This is a genomic window from Shewanella aquimarina, assembly GCF_023349185.1.
Taxonomy (GTDB): Bacteria; Pseudomonadota; Gammaproteobacteria; order Enterobacterales; family Shewanellaceae; genus Shewanella; species Shewanella aquimarina.
The window spans coordinates 75,799-100,095 of the sequence record NZ_JAKIKY010000016.1; the positions used below are offsets into that span (position 1 = coordinate 75,799).

The window sequence follows — 24,297 nt, forward strand, 5'->3', positions numbered from 1 at the left end:
GCCTATGACCAAGACGAATAATTCCTCCACGCGCGCGCTGTTGAGCGCCCTGATTTTTACATTATTGAGCCTGCCATTTGCAGCAAATCTCTTCGCGGCAGAGTCTGCCAACGCTCAGCCCGTTACCGATAAGTCCATAGCTGCCAAGGCCATCGCTGAGAGCCCAACGGCAATCTCACCGCTACTCAACGGCCAAGAGGTGCCTTCGATTCAAGTCAAAGCACTTAATGGTGACAACATAGATCTACAGCAGCTGATTAGGGGAAAACCCAGCGTGATCTTCTTCTACCGTGGCGGTTGGTGCCCCTTCTGTAACGCCCAGATGGGTCAGCTGCAGGCGATCGAAGGCGATCTCCTCAAGATGGGCTTTCAGTTGATTGGCATCTCGCCCGATGCACCAGAGGAGCTGCGCGCCTCCATGACCAAGAACGATCTCAACTACACCTTGGTCTCGGATGCAGACCTCAACGCCATGCGCGCCTTCGGCCTGGCCTATTTCACCAGTCAGACCATATCGGATAGATACATGGCCAAGATGCAACTGAAAAATAAGCTGTGGAAGAACGCCGCCGGCGAGTCTCGCCTGGTGCTGCCGGTGCCCGCCGTCTATATCACAGACAAGACGGGACTGGTGCACTTTCAATACATCAACCCTAACTACAAGGTGCGCGCCGAGCCTAAGCTTATCCTCACCGCGGCCAGCCTCATCAGGCAGTAGCAATCAACCAACTCCAGTCATAAAACTCCAAGCCAGGCTCAACAAACCACCGCATTTGAAGCGACTGCGGCGGTTTTCTTTATCCTGCCGATATTGATAAGCGCGCCGATAGGGTATACTCAGCGCCGCATCCCTTTTTTCTTTTGCGTGGAGACGCAATGACAGAGCAAAGCTACAATCAAGCCCTAGTGGCACTCGCCCAGGCGGGACTCGCCGCCCTGAAGACACGCAACGACAACCCTGGCAGCATCAAGACGGCTGCGGCGGAAAGCCATTTCCTCTGCAACTGGATGGTACAGTCACTCAAGGAAAGACGCTTCTCCAAGTTGGTGGCAGAGGATCTGACCCGCTGGATAAGAGAGGGACGCAGCAAGGGCGCTGGCGCGCAGTTACCCCTGTTACTAGCGCGCATCGAAAGCCAATACCTGCCCGCGATGGAAAACGCCCAGGTGGGCCAATCGCTGCGCGCGCTGATCGCCGAACTTGAAGCCCAAGACTGGCTGGTCATCCTCGACTGTGAGGTGAGCGGCAAGCTCAGGCTCGACAGCGACGGGCAAAATAGCCTAGTGATCTCGGTCGAGCAGTATGAGCAGCACCTGGTGGACGACAAGCTGGTTAAGCCCATCACCCTCTTTATTCGCGCCGACGAGCAGCTCATCGCCCAGCACGCCGTTAAGCATGCGCTGCTGCTCAGCCAGGGCGACAAAAAAGCCAGCAGCATCAAGCACCACAAGGCCTATCGCCTCTATCCTGGCAACCGCCAGCCGGCGCTGGCGCTGCTGAAAGCCTAAACACGCCTTAGCTCGCCTTCTGTTACAGGCCGTCTTAACCAAGACGGCCTTGCTTATCGACACTCGTTTCCGGCCATTCTCGTGTTAGCATGTCAGCCATTAACTTAAGATCGACAGACACTATGGACAGAGGCTATGACAGCAGACAAGCAAGATTCGGCGACGCCACACTACGACGCCTTATGCGCCGCATTTAGACAGATCCACCACTTCGAACACCTAAGGGCCCTGGGCGACTGGGATCAGGCCACCATGATGCCAAGCGGCGGCAGCCAAGGAAGGGGCGAGGCCATGGCCGAGCTGGCCCTGCATATTCACACACTCAAGACGGCCCCCGCTCTGGTGGATGGTTTAGCCCCGGCAGGCGAAGAGGACTTAACCGCGCAGCAGAAGGCCAACCTAAGAGAGATGCGTTATCACACGCTGCAGGCCACCGCCCTGCCCGGCGAGCTGGTGCAGCAGAAGACGGCGCTCTCCTATGCCTGCGAGCATGCCTGGCGTCAGCAACGCAAAGACAATGACTGGCAGGGATTTAGGCCAAATCTGGAGAAGGTGATCGCCCTGGTACGCGAAGAGGCGCAGATCCTCGGCGAGGTGCAGGGTCTCTCCCCCTATGACGCCCTGCTCAATAAGTTTGAACCAGGTTGTCAAACGGCGGCCCTGGACAAGGTATTTGGCGAGCTGAGGACCTGGCTGCCAGAGATGATCCAGCAGGTACAAGCCAAGCAGCAGAGCTGGCAGAAGGTGGTCATCCCCCACAGCAGCGCGGCGTCGCAGCAGGCGCTCAACCTGGATGTGATGAAGCTACTCGGCTTTGATTTTAATCAGGGACGCCTGGACACCAGCAGCCACCCTTTCTCTGGCGGGGTGCCCGGCGATGTACGCATCACCACCCGCTACGATGAGGCCGACTTTGTCACCTCTCTCTATAGCACCATCCACGAGGTGGGCCATGCCCGCTACGAGCAGGGACTGCCCATCGACTGGCGCGGTCAACCGGTAGGACTGGCTCGCTCCATGGCAATCCATGAGAGTCAGAGCCTGTTCTTCGAGATGCAGCTGGCCAGAAGCCCGGCGATGCTCGCCCTGCTGACAGAGAAGATTAATCATCATCTGGGCAGCCAACTCACTCAGGAGTCCCTGACACACCTGGTGCAGCGGGTCACCCCAGGCCTCATACGAGTCGATGCCGACGAGGTGACCTACCCTTGTCACATCATGCTGCGCTATGAGGTAGAGAAAGGCCTTATCGACCACAGCCTAGAGGTCGCCGACCTTCCCGAGTTCTGGGACAATCAGATGCAAAGCCTGCTGGGCCTCTCTACCAAGGGAGACTATCGCAACGGCTGCATGCAGGATATTCACTGGCCAGTGGGCGAGCTGGGTTATTTCCCCAGCTACAGCCTGGGCGCCATGTACGCGGCCCAGTTTAAGGCTAGCATGGTAGAGACCCTCGGTGATATCGACAGCCTGATAAAGGGCGGCAATATCGGCCAGCTAATGAACTGGCTGGAGCAGAACATCTGGTCACAGGGTTCGCGACTGACCACAGATGAGCTGGTGACTCAAGTGACCGGCGAGGTGCTCAACCCGATCCACTTTAGGCGTCATCTGGAGCAGCGCTACTTAAGGTAAGTTAGGTTAAACCTACTGACAAACAAAAAGGCTAGCGCAATGCGCTAGCCTTTTCCCTTCTATTACCGACAGCTTTATTCTGCAAGCTGACTCGTCATCGTCATGTCGCCTAGTTGGCCGCATCACCCTCACGCGGGGTCTTACCGTTCAAGGGAGAGTGCGCCCCTTGGCTCTCGTCACTCATCTCGCCGGCGCCCAGCATCTCTTGGGTGATCATGTTGTGGCCTTTAAGCAGGTCGTTGAGTCCACCTTTTTGGGCATCGACCATGCCGAGCTCTCTGAGCATGGCATCGACGATGGGCGCGTTGGCGCGGTAATTCAGCGCCGCAGAGGTCACCTGCTCGGCGATGCCGCCCTGGCTCAATACCGCCTCGCCGTTACCCTGGGTCCCCCCCGAGGTACCATAGCCCTGCAGTATCTTGATCCCTTCGATGTTCTCCAGCGGCTTGACCGCCTGGGCCACCACTTCCGGCAAGGCCTTGAGCATGGCCAACGCTTTTTGCAGCTCGATCTGTTCGCTGCTGAGCACGTTTTCCGCCTCGTGCAGCGCCTGCTTACCGGCCGCCTCGACCGCGTATACCTTCTCATCGGCCTCGGCCTTAAGCTTCTTGGCATCCGCCGCCGCTTTCGCCTCGGTCAGAATCGCGCTGGCCTTATCCTCGGCAGCGCGCTTCTCGGCTTCCGCCTCGACCGTCACGCCCACCGCATCACGCTCGGCTTCCTTACGGGCGTCGATCACCTCGATCTCTTTGCGACGGTTAGCCTCGGCCACCTGACGCACGGTAATAACCGCTTCCTCTTTCTCAACCTTAAGCTTCTCGGCCTCGGCGGCCTTGGCGCGCGCGGCTGATTCCTCTTCCGACTTCTCGGCGACCGCGATCTGCTTGTCCTGCTCTGCCACCTCGATATCGCGCTGCTGCTGAATGCGTGACTGTTCGATCGCCTTCCGCTTCTCGATCTCTCGGGTCTCGATATCTTTGGTCTTCTCGATCTGCGCCGTCTCTACCGCACGTTCCTTGGCGATCTCCGCCTCTTTCTCTTCGCGGCTCTTCTGTTCCTGCTTCTTGAGGATCTCCGCCTTCTGCTCGGCACGCTTAAACTCCAGTGCCTGTTGCTGCACCAGACGCGCTTCCTCTTCGGCCTTCTCGATCTCCAGCGACTCCTTCTCGGCTTCCAGGTTACGCTGCTCTATCTTGATGCGGTTTTCCTGTTCGATGTCGTTGGTCTCTTTGCGCTTCTCTTCGATGATCTTCGCCAGGCGAGCACGACCCTCGGCATCGAAGGCATTATTTTCATTAAAGAATTGCAGGTCGGTCTGATCGAAGCCCGTCAGAGAGACAGACTCCAGCTCGAGACCGTTCTTCTCCAGATCGTTGGCAACGTTGTTCTGCACCCGCTGCACGAAGTCGGCGCGCTGCTCATGCATCTCTGTCATGGTCATCTCGGCCGCTACGGCACGCAGTACGTCGACAAACTTAGACTCCATCAGCTTCTTCACCTCTTCAACCCGGGTAGTACGGGTACCTAAGGTCTGCGCGGCCATGGAGATCCCCTCCACACTCGGCGCGACACGCAGATAGAAGTCGGCGCGCACATCCACCCGCATACGATCTTTGGTGATCAATGCATCTTTCTGCATCTTCTCCACCTCGATACGCAGGGTGTTCATGTTCACCGCGATCGTCTCATGTAGCACAGGCAGCACTATGGCGCCGCCATCTTTGATGATCTTCTCACCGCCAAAACCCGTTCTCACAAAGGCGGTCTCTTTCGAGGCCCGTCGATATAACTTGGCAAATATCAGGCCGATCACCAAGATGCCAATTAACGCCGCGCCCGCGGCGACAAACACAAAGCTGCCACCCAATGACACGCCTATTCCTTCCACTTCATTCATGTTTCATCCTTAATCTAAGCTTGTTGTAAGCAGGTTTTCCGGCAAACCTTAAGGCTGCCAAAGACTAAATTTCATTGTTAAATTGCACCACAGACCAGACCTGGCCATTACGGTTTAACAGCACCACAGAGGTGCCCTGAGAGAAGGCCTCCCCGGCCAGCTCAGGCTCGACCAACACATAGTGCTTCTGCTGATAGGCATCTTTCACCACGGCCTCGCTGGGAAATCCCTTGCGGGCACAGCCCAGGGTCACCACCCCAACCAGGCCGCTGAGGTCATCCACAGAGATCGCCGACGTTTCGTTCTTGGGCAGCAGATTAGCGAGACGGGCGCCGAGAAATCGACAGGAGAGTGCGCCAAGCACTATGGCGAGCGGAATGCTTAAAGAAGCTGGCAAGGCAGTATCAATCGATAGCGCCAGATAGTTGATGCTAAAGCCTGCGATGGCAAAGCTGGTCAGGGCCAGCACCAGCCAGATGAGCAGGGGCAGACGGTCAAGGCAGAGCCAGCCGGCGACACCTGTGACACCCGAGACGCCAGTGTCTACATCGGCGTCCATCTCCATGGGGGTCAGATCGTCCAGCAGCCCAAACAGGCTGAGGCCAAATACCATAGAGAAGCCCTCGACCAGGCCAAGGAGGATCACTAAGGCCAGCGCCAGGCTGTAGGGTAAGTTATCGGTAAGCAGTAAAAAATCCACAGTCTCTCTCCATGAGAAAATGCCTCTTGCCCCAGGGGGATTTAAGGCCCGCTTAATGTCGCGCACGTATATTGCTATACGCCTGTTCCTATCCAAAAAATGGCTAACTGGGCGGCTCAGACAAGATACGACTTGCCAAGGTAGGCGAGCCACCGAGATTAGAGAATAACAGACTGAATAATTGAGTAAATAGCCAATATTCACATTTGTTTTTGCTAATCTTAACGCCCTGGCCAACACCATTGATAAGGCCTGAAAGCTGTGCGAACATCTAGCCTTTGCCCCATCTACCTTTACCCTTACGACTAGAAACATTAGCGATGCAAATACGAGCTATTCAGGCCCAGGACTGGCCAAGCATTTTACACATTCAGGATGAGTGTTATCCCAATATCGAGCCCGAATCCCTCGACGCCCTGCAGAGCAAGGCGATGCTCTCCCCCGATACCTGCTATGTGGTCACCCAGAACGACTCGGTGATCGGCTATTGCCTGGCCCATCCCTGGCAACGTGATCTGCCGCCGAGCCTGGAGCAGGTACTTGAGCAGGCACCTTTGCAGGAAACGCTATATCTTCATGACATCGCCTTTTCCGCCAAGGCTCGGGGACTAGGTGCGGGGGCGGCCGTGTTTAGCCGCCTCATCGAGCGGGCGCAAGACAAGGGGCTAGACAGCATCTCTCTAGTGGCCGTGGGCGGCGCCCACACATATTGGCAACGTATGGGCTTTAAATCGCGTATAATCGACAAATCCCTGGACAGCTACCCGGAAGATGCCTGTTATATGGTGTATGCCATAGCTGCGCACGCCTCCGGCGCCTCACTTCAAGAATAAGAGATTACTATGGCCCGCAGAGTCGGTTATACCTTTAAAAATCAATACAAAGAGATCAACTTCGTCTACGACAAGTTTCATGACATCTATGAAGCCGTGGCCGCGGCCGAAGGGATCGATCTGACCCGCTATCACGCCATGGAGGCTCAGGTCGCCATGACTTCCAAGGGTTCCCAGGCGGTGAAAGACTATCGCCAGAAGGAGTTCGCCCGCTTTGGCTTTAGCGACATCCACTTTATTCGAGATGAAAGCGCTCAGGATGAAAGCTAAGGCCAAGTTAGCTAGAATAAGCCACCCATTTTCACCTTTTACCAGATGATGTAGGCCCTAAATGTCTAATATTGAACATGCCAATTTTCCCAGAGCCGGCTTCTTTCGCCGCCTGGGCGCGATAGTGTACGACCTGCTACTGGCCGTTGCCGTCTACATGGTGGCCGGTGCCATCGGCTTCGGTATCTTTACCGCCCTCACCAGCAGTGGCCTGCTGGCCATGAATGGCTTTGAGCATGTCTCAGATCTGCTGAACGGCACACCGCTCTACAAGGGCGTGTATCAGCTGTGGATCACCTTCTGCGTCGGCCTCTTCTATGTGCTGTTTTGGAGCTACGGCGGCCAGACACTGGGCATGCGCGCCTGGCGCCTGAAGATCCAGCACCCCAACGGCCAGAGCCTGAGCATGATCACCGCCACGGCCCGCCTAGTATGGTCGCTACTTGGCATAGGCAACCTTTGGATCCTAATCAACGGCGATAAGCTGGCACTACAGGATATGATGACTCGCTCGGAAGTGGTAGTACTGTCAAAAGAAGCCAACCAGATGCGTAACTGGCACGGCGTATAAGCTAAACCCAGACATAAAAAAGGACCCTAAGGGTCCTTTTTTATTGAGCTCATTTCTAATGGGCTCTTTTCTCACTGCCTTAGACCTAAAGAATGGCCTAGCGGCGTATATAATAGATGGCCGCGCTACTGAAGATGAGCGGCGGCATGACGGCGCCCAGCACGGCTGGCAGGCCGTAAACCAAGGTCATGGGACCAAAGATCTCGTTACAGATATAGAAGCTGAAGCCCGCCACCACGCCCAGCAGCACTCGTGCGCCCATGGTCACGGTACGCAGCGGACCGAACACGAAAGAGAGCGCCACCAGCATCATGACCGCCACGGTGATCGGCTGTAAGATCTTGCGCCACAGCGCCAGCTCATAGCGACCAGAATCCTGGTTGTTCACCTTGAGGTATTCCAGATAATCCACCAAGCCCTGAATCGATAAGGCCTCGGGTTTTACCGACACCACGCTGAGCTTATCCGGCGTCAGGGTCGACTCCCAGCGATACAGAGTCAGATCCGTCAGGCTCACCTGTTCTGGCGTGATCTTGGTCTGACGCACATCCAGCAGACGCCAATGATCCTTGGAATAGACGCCGCGGCGCGCCTCTATGGTCCCCACCAGGTTCAGATGGTCATCGAACTCATAGAGCACGATATTGTGCAGGCTCTTGATATCCTCTATCTCGCCGATATTGACGAACAGATCGCCATCTTTGGCCCAGATACCTCGGCTCGACTTGAACAGGCTACCGCCCGAAAGCTTGACCGCCTGCAGCTCCTTACCGTGACGCTCGGCCACGGGTGCGCCCCACTCACCCAGCGCCATCACCAGGATCATCAGGGGCACCGCCGTCTTCATCGCCGACAGGGTGATCTGAAAGCGGGAAAGGCCCGCCGACTGCATCACCACCAGCTCAGAGTTCGACGCCAGCATGCCCATACCGATCAATGCCCCCAAAAGCACGGCCATAGGGAAAAACATCTCGATATCGCGGGGGATCAGAAACAGCACATAGATGGCGGCATCCACCATGGTATAGGTACCACGGCCGACGAGACGCAGCTGATCCACCCACTTGATGATGCCAGACAGGCCGGTTAACACCAGCAAACACAGGGCCGAGGTGCTGACCAGGACGCGGGCGATATAGAAGTCTAAGATTCTCATGCATTCACCTTCTTACGCTTGATCAAGCCAGAAAGCTTGGCACCTGTTGGGCGCTCCTTACTCAGGAGTAACATACCCAAACACAGCGCCGAGGCATGGATCCACCACATGCCGAGGTAGGCGGGGATCACCTCATCCTCCAGCGCCTTACGCCCGGCGATCATCAGACCGAAATAACCCAGATAGAGCAAGATGGCCGGGAACATCTTGGCAAACTTGCCCTGGCGAACATTGACTCGCGCCATGGGCACGGCGATCAGCGTCATGAAGGGGATCGCCAGCGGGATGGCCAGGCGCCAGTGGAACTCGGCCACCGCCTCGGGTCCCTCGGTGTCGAGCAGCTGGTCGATAGGCAGGGCAGACAACTTGCGACGACGCTGATCCACCTCCTGCTCCTTGATCTGCATCTCGTATCCCGCAAACTCGACCACCTGATAGTCGAGACGATTCGGCTTATTCTGATACTGAATCCCGTCGTTAAGTTCCAGGCGCTGCTCACCGCTATCGTCCTCGATCACCCGGCCCCCTTGGGCCACCACGATATTGGTCTGGCTGGCGCCATCTTCCGGGTCGGGCAGTTGCGCCACGAAAACCTTATCCAGTTGATTGTCGCGGCCGATACGCTCGACAAAGAGTACCGCGCGGCCGTTAGGGCTGGTCTGAAAACGTCCCTGGGTCAGCGCCGCTAAACCGGCTTCCGACTGGGCATTCTCCAGCACGCGGTTTTGCGTCTCTTCCGCCCAGGGAGTGACATAGATAGATAGAAAACCGGTAAACAGCATATTGACGACGGCGAGCAGCAGGGTCACCCGGGTGACATACCATTCACTCACGCCGACGCTATGAAAGACCACCATCTCGCTTTCGGCGTACATACGGCCATGGGCCACCAGAATCCCCAAAAACAGACTCAGGGGGACCACAAGCACGGCAAGATAGGGAAGATTGAGCCCGAGTAGGGTCATCACCAGAGAGGCGGGAAACTCGCCATCGGATGCATCAGCGAGTACACGAACAAAATGTTGGCTAATAAAAATAGCTAACAGTACTAAAAGCACTGCCATCTGCGCTTTTAAAACTTCACGAATCAAGTATCTAAATACAATCACAGGCAGGATCCAGTCCCTAAACTTATATTTATGCTGGTATCAGCCCACTTTTCATGTAGACTGTCTACTTTTGGTAGTTTTGTGACCAGCCTTTAACTAAAAATGGCAGAAAAACACCTGAAAAATTAACATTGGTGTACCAATTTTAGGTCCGTTTTGGACACAAGCAGACATTATCTAATAAATAATAATATTTGTCTTTAAGAATCTAGGAGAGCTCATGGAGTTTAGCGTTAAGAGCGGCAGCCCGGAAAAACAACGTTCGGCCTGTATTGTCGTTGGTGTCTATGAACCTAGACGCCTCTCTGGTATTGCTGAGCAACTGGACAAAATCAGTGAAGGCTACATTAGCAACTTACTTCGCCGCGGCGACTTAGAGGGTAAGCCAGGTCAGATGCTACTTTTGCATCATGTACCCAACGTGTTGAGTGAACGCGTCCTTCTTGTAGGTTGTGGCAAAGAACGAGAACTAGACGAACGCCAGTACAAGCAGATCATCACTAAGACCATCAACACCTTAAACGACACAGGTTCTATGGAGGCCGTTTGCTTCCTGACCGAGCTGCACGTTAAGGGTCGTGACACCTATTGGAAAGTACGCGAAGCCGTTGAATCGACTCAAAACAGCCTATACAGCTTCGACGCACTCAAGACCCGCAAGGGCGAAACCCGTCGTCCGCTGCGCAAGCTGGTATTCAATGTACCGACTCGCCGCGAACTCACGGTAGGCGAGCGCGCCATCGAGCACGGCATGGCCGTATCGACAGGTACCCAGCTGTGTCGCGACGTGGCCAACATGCCACCTAACATCTGTAACCCGGCTTACCTGGCCTCTCAGGCGCGTCAAATTGCCGAGAACCATGAAAACCTCACAGTCACTACCGTTGGCGAAGAGCAGATGGCCAAGCTGGGCATGAACTCATACCTGGCCGTCGGCCGCGGCAGCCATAACGAGTCGGTCATGACCGTCATGGAATACAAGGGCGCGGTAGACAGCACAGAGAAGCCTATCGTGCTTGTGGGTAAGGGCCTGACCTTCGACTCGGGCGGTATCTCACTCAAGCCAGGCGAAGCCATGGATGAGATGAAATATGACATGGGCGGCGCCGCAGGCGTTATCGGTACCATGCTGGCCCTGTGCGAACTGAAGCTGCCGATCAACGTGGTAGGTGTATTGGCTGGCTGTGAAAACATGCCGTCGAGCAACGCCTATCGTCCAGGGGATATCCTGACTACCATGTCGGGCCAGACGGTAGAAGTGCTCAACACCGACGCCGAAGGCCGCCTGGTACTGTGTGACGTGCTGACCTATGTAGAGCGTTTCGACCCTGAGCTGGTCGTCGACACTGCAACCCTTACCGGTGCCTGTGTGATCGCCCTGGGTAAACACGCCTCAGGCCTCTTCTCCTCCCACAACCCGCTGGCGCACGAGCTACTCAACGCCGGCGAGCAGAGTGGCGACCGCGCATGGCGCATGCCGCTATGGGATGAGTATCAGGAGCATCTGGAGAGCCCGTTTGCCGACATGACCAACCTGGGCGGTCGTCCTGCCGGTGCCATTACCGCAGCCTGCTTCCTGTCGCGCTTCACCAAGAAGTACAACTGGGCGCACCTGGATGTGGCCGGTACCGCTTGGAACAGTGGCGCCAACAAGGGCTCAACCGGTCGCCCCGTGCCGCTGCTGACTCAGTTCCTGATCAACCGCGCAGGCGTTGAACAGGGCGAGTAATGCACTCCCCTTAAACACTGCCTCATGGCATGTTTAACTCAAAAAAGGTGAAGCAATTGCTTCACCTTTTTTTATGGGATTTACTCTTCCTAAATGGGTTTATTTAGAAGCCTAGTCCCCTGCTTGGCCCGCCAGCTTGGCCCGCCAGCTGAGTCCGCCGACTTAACCTGCCTGCATAGCCCGCCTGCTTAGCCCGCCTGCTTGGCCTTAAGCAGCTGCACCATCATCAACACCACGCCGCCAAACACACTAAAAGAAGCGATCGCCAGGAAGGGGTCCACCACCTCCAGCGCTACAAACTCGCCGTAAAGCAGAAACAGGCCGATGGCCACCCCTAGGGTGCCCAGCTGATGAAGCCAAAATTGCGCCGTGACTAATCCCCCCTTGTGGCACCCCGAGGATTCCTCTAGCCACAAGCGATAACAGAGGGCGTAACTAAAGGAGATCAGAAAACCTATCATCATGATGTGGGCGTGGGTCACCAGCTGCCCATGGTCATGGGAGGCCGCCATGTAGAGGCCTAACATCAGCCCGAGCAGGGCGTAGCTAAAGGCCGTTAAGAGATATCGTTTATCCATGAGAACACTCCCCCAGAGTGCTGAATTACAATCTTTGGCTATCTACCCAGTGTAGGCCAAAGCCAGCAAGGTCACCTCCTCAGGGTAACCTGAAATAGATAGACGCCCCTTGACTGGTGAGGCGACAAGTTTAATTATTACAATGGGTTGAGATGTTTAGGCGAAAGATAAACTCGGCGATATCCTTGGTGGCCTGCCGCCGTCTTGCGAAGGCTTCAAATGGATCCCGACATATTAAATCTAAAAATGATAACTATACTGAGCTAATTAACGTCTAAAAAACGTGGCCAAAGGACGACCTTGAGTCACAAATTGGACGATAGACAGTGCGCGCTAAAGGATGACTCAATGGAAGCTGTACAATCGCAATTGACAATGAAAGGATGTCAGCAGTGTAGCAAAAATGTTGCTCTCGACTTCGATTTCACTATGGCATTCCAGCCAATCGTCGATATCGCCAAGCAAAAGGTATTTGGTTATGAAGCGCTGGTGCGCGGCCCCAATAACGAGGCCGCCTATTCGGTGATCTCAAGGGTGAATGACGACAACCGCTATGCCTTCGATCAATCCTGTCGAGTCAAGGCTATCGCACTGGCGGCCAAGCTAAATTTGGAATCCATATTAAGCATTAACTTCCTGCCCAACGCCATCTACCAACCCGAACGTTGTATTCGTACCACTCTGGCGGCCGCAAGAGAGTATGGCTTCCCGACGGAGCGGATCATGTTCGAATTTACCGAATCCGAAAAAATAACCGACAGTGGGCACGTCAAACGCGTAGTGGAATACTACCGGGAACTTGGCTTTATGACCGCCATCGACGACTTTGGCGCCGGCTATGCCGGCTTAGGTCTGCTCGCCAACTTCCAGACCGATCTCATCAAGCTGGACATGGAGCTGATCCGTAACATAGATAGAGACGAGACCCGGCAGGTCATAGTTACTCACCTGCTCGGTATCTGTCACCAACTCAAGATAAAATGCCTGGCCGAAGGCATAGAGACACCAGGCGAGATGCAATGGCTTAAAGGTGCAGGCGTTGAGCTTATGCAGGGCTATCTGTTTGCGAAGCCGGGCTTCGAATGCCTGCCCGAAGTGGCTTTCCCCTAGGGCCTGTTGACCTTTTGAGAACAAATTTTGTTCTAATTGAGCACGTTCAAATCGCGGCATGAGGCTTGTAGTATAGTTATTCTATATAAAAACCGAGTAACAAAGCGTTGAACGTGCTCAAGACGAACCCTGCAAAAATGAACGCGAAAGATAAACAGGCCCTAGCCTAGTGGACCAACAGCCCGGCTAATTGACCTTTTCCGTCTGGCAATTAGATTGGCATCAAACGCCCTATGTTGTTAGTGTGACCCTAGATTAGGACGACCCACACTAAGTTAACGACCTAAATTAAAGACGGAAATCTGTTATGCCACGCTTACTTTGCCTGTTAATCGCCATTATTTCACTCGCCACGACGCTCACAGTCCAGGGGGCCAACGAGGCCAAGATTGACCCGCCACAGCCCGCCTTGACCCATGCTCAGCAGCCGATTTTAGACAAGCCGCTGGTGGAGCGTTACATACTCGACGAGCTTAAGGCCCTTAGGATGGAGCAGCAAGATCTCGAGCGCCGCCTGACAATCGAGATCACCGACCGGGAGCTGGCGGTGGCCGACAAGTCCCTCAACTATGCCAACGTCACCGTCACCTACTTCTTCTACATCATCGCAGGTGTGGCATCCTTGATCGCCTTCATCGGCTGGCAGTCCCTCAGGGAGATCAAGACCAACACCGCCAAGCTCGCCGCCGAACAGTTGCAGTCGATCACCGAGCAATATGAGGAGAAGTTCAAGGTGCTCGAGCAAGATCTCAAGCGTAAGAGCCGCATCATCACCAAGAACAATCGCGAGATCGAGATCATCAACGAGATCCATACCCTCTGGCTGCAATCCCAGAGCGCCCAGACCCCGGAGCAGAAGATCGCCGTCTATAACGAGATCCTCACCATACGCCCGGGCGATCTCGAGGCCATGACCTACAAGGCCGACGCGGCCATGGAGATGCGCGAGTTTAACTGGGCCCTCAGCCTGTGTAACCGGGTGCTTGAGGTCGACGGCAGCAACGCCCACGCCCTCTATCAGCGCGCCTGCGCCTTCGCCTGTCTGGGACAGGAAGAGCGCGCCCTGTCTGACCTCGAGCAGGCCATCGAAAACAGCGTCTCCTTCAAGGAGGTCGCCGCCAACGAGGATGACTTCGCCAACCTGAGAAACAACCCAAGGTTTGATCTCTTGATCTCCACCAGCGAGAACTAAATACAGCTAGATATCGGGCACAACGGCGCCCCAAAGCCCCAAAGCCCAAAGTCCAAAGTCCAAAGAAAGCCTTAAAGGCCTAAAGATAATCTTAAAGGCCTAAAGGTGGACTACAGATGTGCCTTTTCCACATCAGGGCCCATACTTAAATAAGTCATTCATGATACGCCGCCGTGCTCTTTGGTCGCGGCGTGTGAACCGGAGGCCAAGATGTCTCGCATCATCGCCTTTTGTTACGACAGTTTCATGCGCGGGCCCGAGCAGGCCTGCCTCATCGACTGGCGCCGGATCCTGCTCAGCCAGGTCGGCGGCCGCGTGCTGGAGATCGGCGCGGGTACCGGCGCCAGCCTGCCCCTCTACCCCAATGTGCCTGGGCTCGAGCTGGTGCTGACCGAACCCGATGTGGACATGAGACGCCGCCTGGAGCGCTCTGTCGCCGAGCTACCCGATAGCAATATCACAGTGCTGGACTGCCCGGCGGAAGCCCTGGCCTGCGAGGATGAGAGTATCGACTGGGTATTTGTATCCTTGGTCTGCTGCACCGTGGTGGATCTGCCCGCGACACTGGCGGAGATCTGGCGCGTGCTCAAACCCGGTGGTCACCTGCTGTTTCTCGAACATGTCGCCGCAGAAAAGGGCACCCGCAGGCGACGCTGGCAAGACAGGGTCAACTTCATCTGGCGCCGCATCGCGGGCAACTGCCACCTCAACCGAGAGACGGAGGCGCAGATCCGCCGCGCAGGCTTTCAGATAGAATCGATCACCCGTGAGAGCATGCGTAAGGCGATGCCCCTGGCTCGACCCACCATACGTGGGGTGGCGCTCAAGCCCAGGCAGGCCGGCAGCAAGCCCGAAGAGACTCAGGCCTCATCGCGATGAATGCGCACCGCGATGCGCCGTGAACCGAAATCTTCCCGCCCCTTAGCAAAGCGGCCCGGCAGCGGCACGCCGCAATAGCGACAGGCCCCCTTCTCATCCAGCGCATATTGCCCCAGCTGATACCAGTCGCGCTCGATAAGGCGTTTGTGACAGCTGGCGCAGTAGGTGGCGTCCGAATCTGGGTCGTGCACGTTGCCGCAATACACATAGTGCAGGCCATGATTGAGGGCGATACGCCGCGCCCGTTGCAATGTACTCAGGGGCGTCACCGGCTTGTCCAGCAGCTTAAAGTCGGGATGAAAGGCGCTAAAATGCAGCGGCACATCCGGGCCTAAGTTTTCCACCAGCCACTGGCACATGGCGTTGAGCTCCTGGTCGCTATCGTTCTCGCCGGGGATCAACAAGGTGGTTATCTCAAACCACACCTGGGTCTCATACTTAAGATAGAGCAGGGTCTCCAGCACAGGTTGCAGCTGACCATGACAGATCTTGTGATAGAAGGACTCGCTAAAGGCCTTAAGGTCGATATTGGCCGCATCCATATATTGGTAAAACTCGGCACGCGGCGCCTCGCAGATATAACCCGCGCTTACCGCCACGCTCTTAAGCCCCAGCTCATGGGCTGCCTGGGCGGCGTCTATGGCGTACTCCATAAACACCACGGGGTCGTTATAGGTAAAGGCGAGACTCTTGCAACCATGGCGGCGAGCCGTGGCGGCCAGCTCATCTGGCATGGCGCTATCGCACAGGGTGTCCATCTGCCGCGACTTACTCATGTCCCAATTTTGGCAAAACAGGCAGCTCAGGTTACAACCCGCGGTGCCAAAACTCAGCACGCTGGAGCCCGGGTAGAAATGGTTCAGGGGTTTCTTCTCAATAGGGTCGATGCAGAAACCTGAAGAGCGGCCATAACTGGTCAGCACTATCTCGCCTTGATGGTGCATGCGCACGAAACAGGCGCCGCGTTTGCCCTCGCGCAGGGTGCACTTGCGCGGACAGACATCACAGCAGACACGCCCATCGTCTAAGGCATGCCAATATTGGGTGGGAAAATATCTCGGCGGCGTTTGATTCATGGCGCGATCCCCCTGCCGATGGCCTACACTGAAAGTATAGTTGAGCACCGCTCGGGAGAGAGCCATGAGGTACAGAGAACCCGCGGTTGCCGGGCGTTTTTATCCCGATAACCCTGGTGATTTAATACAGCAGATCGCCAATTATTTTGACCAGCCTAACCATAGCACTATCGTCCCCAAGGCCATCATCGCCCCCCATGCCGGTTATTTCTATTCCGGCGCCATTGCCGCAGCCGCCTATCGCCTGCTTGCCAACAAAAAACCAGCCTATAACAAAGTCTTGCTACTAGGGCCGAGTCACTACGTCGGTCTCAGCGGCGCCGCCCTGCCCCGCAGCGACCGCTTTATAACCCCCATGGGCGAGGTCGCCATCGACCGCGAATTGGTCGAGGCCCTACTCTATCAAAGGTTAGCCATAGAATCAGATACCGCCCATCAGCAGGAACATGCGCTGGAGGTGCAGCTGCCCCTGCTGCAATACTGCCTATCAGATTTTAGCCTAGTGCCCGTGGTGGTCGGCGACTCTGGCAGTGAGGCGATCAGCAAGTTGATTAAGGCCACCCTGAGCTATGCCCCCGATAGGCCCGCGCCCCTGGTCGTCGTCAGCAGCGACCTCAGCCACTACCACCCCTATCCTCTGGCTAATCGCCTCGACCAGGAGACCCGCAGCACAATTCTGGCCCTGGACACCCACCTGACGTCCCAGCAAGCCTGCGGCTGTCATGCCATCAACGGCCTGCTCGACTATGGCAAACAACAGGGCTGGCAGATCCAATGTGTCAGCCACGCAAATTCGGGCGATATCATGGCGCACAATGAACATCGCGCCCCCAGAGACAATGAAGAGGTCGTCGGCTATGCCAGTTTCGTCCTCTATTGAACTCAGCGCCGGCGATAAAGCCTGCCTGCTCGATCTGATATGGCAGGTGATAGACCAGGGACTAACCCGAGGGCGCCTGGTGCTGCCACAACCGCCAGAAAGTGAGGCCCTGCTGACGCCAGCGGCCTGTTTCGTCACCCTGCACAAAGCCGGTGAACTCAGAGGCTGCATAGGCCGGGTGGATGCCAGCGATCCCCTGTGGCAATGCGCCTGTGAAAATGCCTATAGCGCCGCCTTTAAGGATCGCCGCTTTGCCCCGCTACAAGATGACGAGCGCGACGCCCTCAGCCTAGAGATCTCCATCCTCTCGCCACTCGTCCCCATAGACAATCAGGGCGAAGGTGCCCTGCGATCCACGCTACGCCCCAATGTCGATGGCTTGCTGATGGATGACGGCCAGCGCCGCGCCCTGTTTCTACCCTCGGTATGGCAGAGCCTGCCCGCCCCCAGGGACTTTGTCGATGCCCTGAAACAGAAAGGCGGCTGGCCACAAGATTATTGGCGTGACACCATCACGCTGCACCGGTTTACCACAGAGGTCATTTCATCATGACCTTCGGCGCTGCTTTGGCCAGGTAGCAGTTGGCGTAGGCTTGGGATTTGGCATAGGTTGGGGATTTAGCATCTGGCTGATTGGATACTCGGCAAGACTATTGAAGGTCGAATCTTCATGGCAATCTATCACCTGCCCGGCGGGGATGGAGGACATTGTGGTTAATATCAGAAACTGAAGGTTAGCGCATAGCGTTGTGGTCGTTTGCTAGGTGAAATTGAAGGTCGTACCTTTATGGCAACCTATCGCCTGCCCGGCGGGGGTTGTGCAGATACGCCTGTGACACGCTGTGCGCCGTCCCTGGCCGCTCTGCGGTTTCATCCCTGAAACCGAAGGTCACCGGCGTATCTACACCCGGTATCCAACGTCTCTTCGATTTGGCTTCATTGTTGTCGATTGGGAAGCAGCATTTGGCTGCATTGATATTGGCGGGAGATTTGAAGGTCAAACCTTCGCGGCAATCTAACGCCTGCCCGGCGGGGGCTGTGCAGATACACCTGTGAGATGCCGTGAATAAATCCCTTTAGGCTCTGCGAAATCATCTGACCTCCACGGATGGAGGGAATGCCGAAAATGTCGGGAACATTTTCGGCCCTATTTCGGAAGCTCACCGGCGTATCTACACCCGGTATCAAACGTCTCTTCGATTTAGCTGCATTAGTTATCGATAGAAAAAGCCAAACACGCTTTTGGCACGGCGGTACTGACCTACATGGATGTAGGGAATGCCAAAAAATGTAGGGAACATTTTTGGCCATGCCGCCGAGAGCCAAAAGTGTGCTTACACTGAGTATCCAACGTCTCTTCGATTTAGCTTCATTGGGTGGCATTGAGACAAGTTATTATTTTTAAGAAAAAAACGTACAAAAATGTCACCGAAGATGTTGATTGCTACCTGACCAATCGCTTAATGTGCAACCAATCAAGGACAGAGCTAGGCCCACTCGAATCAGACATGAACCATGCCATTCTGGGAATGAAAAGACTTAGCAACATGTATCGATAAAAACCTTTAAAGGTTTGCTCAAGCCCCAGTTATTCACCATCCCACCTACTTAGCCGGAATATCGCGTTATAAGGGAAAATTAGCCCTTTCGAGTTTAGAGACATAGACATTTAAGCTAATACTAAAGTTAACAAGTTTATTTAAAAATGTTGCACTTTTGTGTGTAAGTCTGTATTTTTCTCGCTCAATTATTCTGTTCATTTCCTCCACTAATTCAATAAAGCGAAATGCTCAAAATAATCGCTAACGCTAATATAAGCGGCGAATAAATAGCACACTGACTTTGGGTGTGCTTTAGGAATTTTTACTATAAATGGATGTTGCCCCATATGATCACCACTAAACCTCTCTGTTGGTTGGCTGCTCTCGGCCTATTGTCTTCATTTCAATCTTACGGCGTTGTCTATAACGAAGCCCAAACAACGGCTATCACCGAACACATGCAGCATGCTCTGGCCGTTGAAAATACAGGCGTAATTAATGAAGGTCATATTCATGACATCTATCAATTTTATGCATCGAACAAACTAGCCGTTGGCGTAGACAATCATTATTTGCATACTTTTTTTGCTAACGATGACAACACCATAAGCTATATGGGTAAGCAGAGCATCGGAAAAGAGGATTACTATAACAACCGCGACAATATCTCTCTGAGTCCCGACGCCAAGTTTATGTATTTAAAGAAAAGGGAAGACAGTCACTATCAGATAGAGGTGATGAGCTTAGATTCTGATAATAAAGTGTGGCAAACCAAATTTACCTATACCAGCATAGGTACTCATTCTATCGATTATAGTACCAAGAGCCAGATCTCTGATGATGGAAACTATCTCTTCAGCTGGAATAGTTACCAAAATCACCTATCTATTGCCAAAAGGGATAAAGTCACCGGAGAGCTAAGCCCCTTTATTCTAGTCGACAGCGATAAACTCCCTTCGAGCGTATCGGGAGTTGAATATGATGAAGCCAACCAAACTTTACTCCTTTTTGGCCGTGGCACCACCTATGATTCGACCTCTGCATTAATTGCACTCAAACTCGACTCAACAAATGGCTCGACAACTGAAATTGCCCGGCTCCCCCTGATCGGCACCTATCAAAATATTAATAACATCCAGTTCGATCCTAATACCAAGAATATATTTATAACTGAGAGTGGTAATATTAACGTCTACCACTTAGATGAGACGAATAAGACGTTAACGGCCAGCTACAGTGACACCATCTACAATACTTTCAATACCTATGTAAATAGCAACTCAATCACACTAATTGATGGCAAACTATTTGTTCAGAAAAGTAACAGTCTTGGTAAAATTTATCGTTTCAATGACGGTGCTTCGCCCTCTTTTACACTGGAAGACACAGTCACCACCAGTGTCTACCTGAGTCAACTGACTGTCGCAGATGGAATCGGCTGGAGAATGAAGAATGAAAAGGCCGAACTCTTTGCCAACAGCTCCACGGCTTATGACTTTGTCAAAAAAGATACCCTAGTCGATGGACAACAAAATATGCCGATTTTCGGCGATTCAAGTACCCAAATCGCCTTTATCGAGTCACTCGATATCATTGTTGCTATTGATAGACAAGGCATCTATTCAATGCTCGCCGACGCAAGCGCTCAAACCCCACTCTATTCTACGACTTGGGAACAATTGGGTTTCGATTACGGTGCATCGCCGTCCATAGATAGGGTCGTCGTTAAAGGCAACAACATACTCCTCGCGGGGAGATATTTTAACTTTACACCGAATTCACAAAATGAGCGCTTTATGGCCCTAGAGGTCGATGATAAAGGGGTTATTTCGACAGAGATGAAACCTCTGACCGCATCGGGAAATCCATTTTACTACCACAGTAACAGTAATTCTGCCCAGTTTGACCCGAGCAGTGGAGTCGCGGCGTTTCTGTCACAAGATGGCGGCTATGCATTCTTTAGCCTGGATGCGGACAATAATCCGACCTTTATCGACACCTTAGATTCAGCGCTCTTTAATACCTATTACAGCTATAGGAGCATAGGCTTCGTCGACGGAAAACCCTATGTCTGGGACAGAGAAAACACTAAATTCTATTTCGTCGGTGTGGACATTGCGAACAAGGACGTCGATCTTGAAGAAGGCATAGATCTCTCTGGTTCGGTCCCCGACAACGCAACGATCATCACAAACGGCAAGAACATCTATTTTATAAACGACTCCGCAGTCTCGAGTTATAAGATTAATGACGATCTCAGCCTGTCATTTATGTCGACCTCTTTTGTTTCAGGGCTTTATTCCAATGACTTAACCTTCATATCTGAAGATTACGTCGTAAACGCTAATTATAATAATCTGAACACCTATGCTATCGACAGACAGAGCGGCGTCTGGAAACAGCTAGAGAGCATCATGGCTCAGGACTTAGGGGTGTCAGGCTTAAATACCAGGAAGATAGCCTATGACGATTCGGTAAAACAGAACCTGATCTTTAACGCGAGCCTCAATTACTCCAACAACCTACTGATGCGGGCCGATATCGCCACCAGTCCAATTTTGACCTCTGCGCTCATGCCCCTACTAGCCAATGAAGGGGAGAAAGTAGAGCGTAATATCAGTGAGTTCGTATTTGACGCCGACAATGATGATCAACTCATCTTTAGTTCTGCCAACCTGCCTTCTGATGCCGAACTCACTGAGTCGGGCGTGCTCACCTATGACACGACAAGCCATGACTCGGGCGAACTCGACATCCTGGTGACCGACAGCAAAGATATGACGCTCAGCATTAGCCTGCCTTTCTTTGCTAACTCGGCCCCTGTCGTTGAAGCCATCGACACCTATTGGATCAATCCAGGGCAGAATATCACCTTTAACCTCGCCGATGCGGTAAGCGATTCAGAGGGCCAGGACTTAACCTTTACAACGGATGAAGGCTCGGCGCTCGAGGTAAATGCCCTCGGCATGGCTTACGGACAACTCACCCAGGCAGGTGAACATCAGGTGCTCGCCACAGTTACAGACACCTTAGGTGCCAGGGCCTCTGTGTCTGCTACCATCCAGGTGAATTCAGCCCCAACAGCCTCAGGGCTGGGTGCTGTGTCACTCAAAGCTGGCGAAGCCGTCTCTCGCGATTTAGCCAGCGCATTTGCCGACGCCGATGGTCATGCCCTGAGCTTTACAGCCGTAGGCCTACCATCGGGTATCAGCCTAAGTGCACAAGGCCAACTCAGCGGTAGCAGCAAGATCTCGGGTAAATCTAGCGTAGTGGTCACGGCCACCGACACCATGGGACTCAGCACAAACGCAAACCTCTCAATCGAGGTCAAAGAAGAGAGTTCTGGTGGCGGTAGCCTGGGATACCTGGTCTTGCTGCTCCTCCCATTGGCCATCCGTAGAAAATTCCATTAATGGTAACCTTGGCCTCTAGCTCGATGGCAAGACGCTCATCAGGTTAGAGGCACTCCCTTTGCCTAGATTGAATGGCACCCAAATCCCCCACCACCCCGGGGGATTTTTTTTGCCACAACACGCGGCGGGGGATTTGCCGCTTATCATCGCCGTCCGCAGATGCATCTACACCCGGTATCTAACGTCTCTTCGACTTGGCTTCAATGTTGCCGATTGGGAAGGAGATTTTGGCCACATTGATATTGGCGGGAGATTTGAAGGTCGAACCTTCATGGCAATCTAACGCCTGCCCGGCGGGAATGGAGGACATTGTGGTTAATGTCAGAAACTGAGTGTTAACGCTTCACGTCGTGGTCTTTGGCAAAGTGGATTTGAAGGTCGAACCTTCATTGTTACCTAACGCCTGCCCGGCGGGGGTTGTGCAGATACACCTGTGACACGCTGTGCGCCATCCCTGGCCGCTCTGCGGTTTCATCCCTGAAACCGAAGGTCACCGGCGTATCTACACCCGGTATCCAACGTCTCTTCGATTTAGCGTCGATTGTTGTCGATTGTTGTCGATTAGGAGGCAACATTTGGCTGCATTGATATTGGCAGGAGATTTGAAGGTCGCACCTTCGCTGTAACCTAACGCCTGCCCGGCGGGGGATGTGCAAGCACTCTTTTGGCACGCCGAGGTTCCGTCCCTGGAGGCTTCACGGCGGCGTCCATGCCGCCGAGAGCCAAAAGTGTGCTTACACCCGTATCCAACGTCTCTTCGATTTAACCTCACTGAATTATCCCTAAGACAAACTATTATTTTCGATAAAAAACAGGCAAATATGTGACACAGCATGTTGATTACAACCAACCAATTAGATTAAAGTATCACCACTTAAGGACAGAGCTAGGCCAACTCGAATCAAACATCGACTACGCCATTCAGGGAATGAAAAAGCCAACCACCATACGCCAATCAAATCCCTCAAAAAGTTTACTCTGCCCCATTTATTTACATGCTTGGTCTCCTACCTTACAAGGTAGCGTACCTTGCAAGGTCTCACTGATAAGTTGTTCTTGACCTGCGGTAGACGATTTTTAGCAAAAATAGAAGTGACATTTAAGTCTCGCCGAAGGAGTAGATAGCGCCAAACGCGATGGAAGAAATGCCTCATTTATGATAGCTTTAAGGCACTTGCTAAGGCTCGTAAAGCGAAGCTTTTAAGAGACCTGCAATCGACTTCAAGTAAAGAAGCGATGCTTCCCTCACGCCGCAGGGGCCTAACATAAGCCCAAAGGGCATGGAATATGAACTCACGGATTGAGTAGCAATAACCTCCTCTCTCCGAAAGTAAAGAACAAGCCGTTACACGAGACCTTCGGCTCGTGAACCACGATCGTTATGTTTTAAAATCAAACTCAAGGATAAAAATATGCCAACAATAACGTGTAGTAATGATGAGTGTGGAAAAGAGATCGAGTTCAGTCACTCTGACTTAAAAGTTGAAGACTCAGAACAATCTGGCAACCATACAACTCAATATTCTGCCTCCGGCAAAGTTTCATGCAACAACTGCAATAGCCAAACAAAAGTAAGCTGTGTTTGGGATGAGCTAAACGATACAGGTGAAATACTAAGCTTCGATTTTACCTAAGCATCAAACATAACAAGTGACTGTGGTGTTTAGTCAATATATTTATCCGTTTTTTGCGCACCACAGCTCCTCGCTTTTAAGCATGGTATTCAAGATCACGATGAGCTTTCGCATGCAGGCGATCAGTGCTACTTTTGGCATTTTGCCAGCCGCTTTGAGACGCTGGTAATAGCGCTTAAAAACAGGATTACACTGTATGGCTGACATCATCGCCATAAACATGACTGTACGTATTCTGTGGCGACCACCACGGATCCTGCGTTTACCCTTGTAAGAACCACTTTCGCGGTTCATGGGAGCGACACCAACTAGGGCGGCAATTTCTTTTCGGTTTAGTTTTCCTAACTCTGGCATTTCACTAAGCAGAGTGTAGGAAAGCACTTTCCCCACCCCAGGAACACTCGTCAATATTTCCGATTTGACGCGCCATTCTTTGACCTGGGCTACGAGCTTATCGAGTTTTTCCGTAAGTTTATCTATTTGCAGGTTAAGTGATTTAAGCAAAGTATTAATTGATTTATGAAGCTCTTTAGGCATGATTTGGAGACGATTTTTTTCCATCGTTGCCATTTCAAGTAGCTGGGT

At 53.3% G+C, this 24,297-nt stretch carries 20 protein-coding genes; 13 read left to right on the plus strand and 7 right to left on the minus strand.

The window, feature by feature from the left end; genetic code table 11:
* The first annotated feature begins 4 nt into the window (after window positions 1–4).
* The 3 genes from L2731_RS17595 (at window position 5) to L2731_RS17605 (ending at window position 3,144) form a co-directional block, all read left to right on the plus strand.
* Complete coding sequence (locus tag L2731_RS17595; RefSeq protein ID WP_249254699.1) at window positions 5–718, plus strand: peroxiredoxin-like family protein; 714 nt, start codon at window positions 5–7, stop codon at window positions 716–718.
* Between the two features lie 158 nt (window positions 719–876).
* On the plus strand, window positions 877–1,509 hold the full coding sequence (locus tag L2731_RS17600; protein WP_249254700.1) for a DUF2913 family protein: 633 nt from the start codon (window positions 877–879) through the stop codon (window positions 1,507–1,509).
* A gap of 135 nt (window positions 1,510–1,644) precedes the next feature.
* Window positions 1,645–3,144: a carboxypeptidase M32 gene (locus tag L2731_RS17605; protein ID WP_249254701.1), complete on the plus strand. Its 1,500-nt coding sequence runs from the start codon at window positions 1,645–1,647 to the stop codon at window positions 3,142–3,144.
* Between the two features lie 109 nt (window positions 3,145–3,253).
* Here the strand turns inward: L2731_RS17605 and L2731_RS17610 are convergent, their stop codons facing one another.
* Together L2731_RS17610 and L2731_RS17615 are read right to left on the minus strand one after the other, a co-directional pair.
* Entirely contained in the window at window positions 3,254–5,041 is a 1,788-nt protein-coding gene (locus L2731_RS17610) for a flotillin family protein (protein ID WP_249254702.1), read from the minus strand.
* A 64-nt stretch (window positions 5,042–5,105) separates the two neighbouring features.
* The gene (locus L2731_RS17615) at window positions 5,106–5,741 is read right to left on the minus strand and encodes a YqiJ family protein (RefSeq protein ID WP_239849779.1); all 636 of its coding nucleotides are present in this window, start codon (window positions 5,739–5,741) and stop codon (window positions 5,106–5,108) included.
* A gap of 320 nt (window positions 5,742–6,061) precedes the next feature.
* Between L2731_RS17615 and L2731_RS17620 the strand changes: the two genes are divergently transcribed.
* The 3 genes from L2731_RS17620 (at window position 6,062) to L2731_RS17630 (ending at window position 7,415) form a co-directional block, all read left to right on the plus strand.
* Window positions 6,062–6,574, plus strand: coding sequence for a GNAT family N-acetyltransferase (locus L2731_RS17620; RefSeq protein ID WP_239849778.1), 513 nt, complete (start codon window positions 6,062–6,064; stop codon window positions 6,572–6,574).
* Between the two features lie 9 nt (window positions 6,575–6,583).
* Window positions 6,584–6,844 (plus strand): DUF2960 domain-containing protein, encoded by a 261-nt coding sequence (locus L2731_RS17625; RefSeq protein WP_239849777.1) that lies wholly within the window; start codon window positions 6,584–6,586, stop codon window positions 6,842–6,844.
* A gap of 61 nt (window positions 6,845–6,905) precedes the next feature.
* On the plus strand, window positions 6,906–7,415 hold the full coding sequence (locus tag L2731_RS17630) for an RDD family protein (RefSeq protein ID WP_144200947.1): 510 nt from the start codon (window positions 6,906–6,908) through the stop codon (window positions 7,413–7,415).
* A gap of 97 nt (window positions 7,416–7,512) precedes the next feature.
* Here L2731_RS17630 and lptG read toward each other — a convergent pair whose 3' ends face one another.
* Complete coding sequence (gene lptG, locus L2731_RS17635) at window positions 7,513–8,571, minus strand: LPS export ABC transporter permease LptG (RefSeq protein ID WP_239849775.1); 1,059 nt, start codon at window positions 8,569–8,571, stop codon at window positions 7,513–7,515.
* Entirely contained in the window at window positions 8,568–9,680 is a 1,113-nt protein-coding gene (gene lptF, locus L2731_RS17640) for an LPS export ABC transporter permease LptF (RefSeq protein ID WP_249254703.1), read from the minus strand. The genes lptG and lptF overlap by 4 nt, the downstream gene beginning before the upstream one ends.
* A 220-nt stretch (window positions 9,681–9,900) precedes the next feature.
* Between lptF and pepA the strand changes: the two genes are divergently transcribed.
* Complete coding sequence (pepA, locus tag L2731_RS17645) at window positions 9,901–11,409, plus strand: leucyl aminopeptidase (protein ID WP_041510261.1); 1,509 nt, start codon at window positions 9,901–9,903, stop codon at window positions 11,407–11,409.
* 188 nt (window positions 11,410–11,597) lie between these two features.
* On the opposite strand, the gene L2731_RS17650 is transcribed toward pepA, so the two are convergent.
* Window positions 11,598–11,987 carry a TonB-dependent receptor gene (locus tag L2731_RS17650; protein WP_249254704.1) on the minus strand — a complete coding sequence of 130 codons (390 nt, stop codon included), beginning with the start codon at window positions 11,985–11,987 and terminating at the stop codon, window positions 11,598–11,600.
* A gap of 375 nt (window positions 11,988–12,362) precedes the next feature.
* Between L2731_RS17650 and L2731_RS17655 the strand changes: the two genes are divergently transcribed.
* The 3 genes from L2731_RS17655 (at window position 12,363) to L2731_RS17665 (ending at window position 15,168) form a co-directional block, all read left to right on the plus strand.
* Window positions 12,363–13,097 carry an EAL domain-containing protein gene (locus tag L2731_RS17655; RefSeq protein ID WP_249254716.1) on the plus strand — a complete coding sequence of 245 codons (735 nt, stop codon included), beginning with the start codon at window positions 12,363–12,365 and terminating at the stop codon, window positions 13,095–13,097.
* 307 nt (window positions 13,098–13,404) lie between these two features.
* Window positions 13,405–14,289 carry a tetratricopeptide repeat protein gene (locus L2731_RS17660; protein ID WP_249254705.1) on the plus strand — a complete coding sequence of 295 codons (885 nt, stop codon included), beginning with the start codon at window positions 13,405–13,407 and terminating at the stop codon, window positions 14,287–14,289.
* A gap of 210 nt (window positions 14,290–14,499) precedes the next feature.
* The gene (locus L2731_RS17665) at window positions 14,500–15,168 is read left to right on the plus strand and encodes a class I SAM-dependent methyltransferase (RefSeq protein WP_249254706.1); all 669 of its coding nucleotides are present in this window, start codon (window positions 14,500–14,502) and stop codon (window positions 15,166–15,168) included.
* Here the strand turns inward: L2731_RS17665 and amrS are convergent.
* A complete protein-coding gene (gene amrS, locus L2731_RS17670; protein ID WP_249254707.1) occupies window positions 15,150–16,244 on the minus strand; it encodes an AmmeMemoRadiSam system radical SAM enzyme in 1,095 nt (364 codons plus the stop codon). The genes L2731_RS17665 and amrS overlap by 19 nt on opposite strands.
* A gap of 64 nt (window positions 16,245–16,308) precedes the next feature.
* Between amrS and amrB the strand changes: the two genes are divergently transcribed.
* The 3 genes from amrB to L2731_RS17685 all read left to right on the plus strand — a co-directional run bounded on the left by amrB (window position 16,309) and on the right by L2731_RS17685 (window position 22,078).
* Complete coding sequence (amrB, locus tag L2731_RS17675) at window positions 16,309–17,124, plus strand: AmmeMemoRadiSam system protein B (protein ID WP_249254708.1); 816 nt, start codon at window positions 16,309–16,311, stop codon at window positions 17,122–17,124.
* Complete coding sequence (gene amrA / locus L2731_RS17680; protein ID WP_249254709.1) at window positions 17,102–17,677, plus strand: AmmeMemoRadiSam system protein A; 576 nt, start codon at window positions 17,102–17,104, stop codon at window positions 17,675–17,677. Before amrB ends, amrA begins: the two co-directional genes overlap by 23 nt.
* Window positions 17,678–19,012: 1,335 nt before the next feature.
* Window positions 19,013–22,078: a putative Ig domain-containing protein gene (locus L2731_RS17685; protein WP_249254710.1), complete on the plus strand. Its 3,066-nt coding sequence runs from the start codon at window positions 19,013–19,015 to the stop codon at window positions 22,076–22,078.
* A 1,676-nt stretch (window positions 22,079–23,754) separates the two neighbouring features.
* On the opposite strand, the gene L2731_RS17690 is transcribed toward L2731_RS17685, so the two are convergent.
* The coding region (locus tag L2731_RS17690; RefSeq protein WP_249254711.1) for a transposase at window positions 23,755–24,297 on the minus strand (543 nt) is incomplete at its 5' end.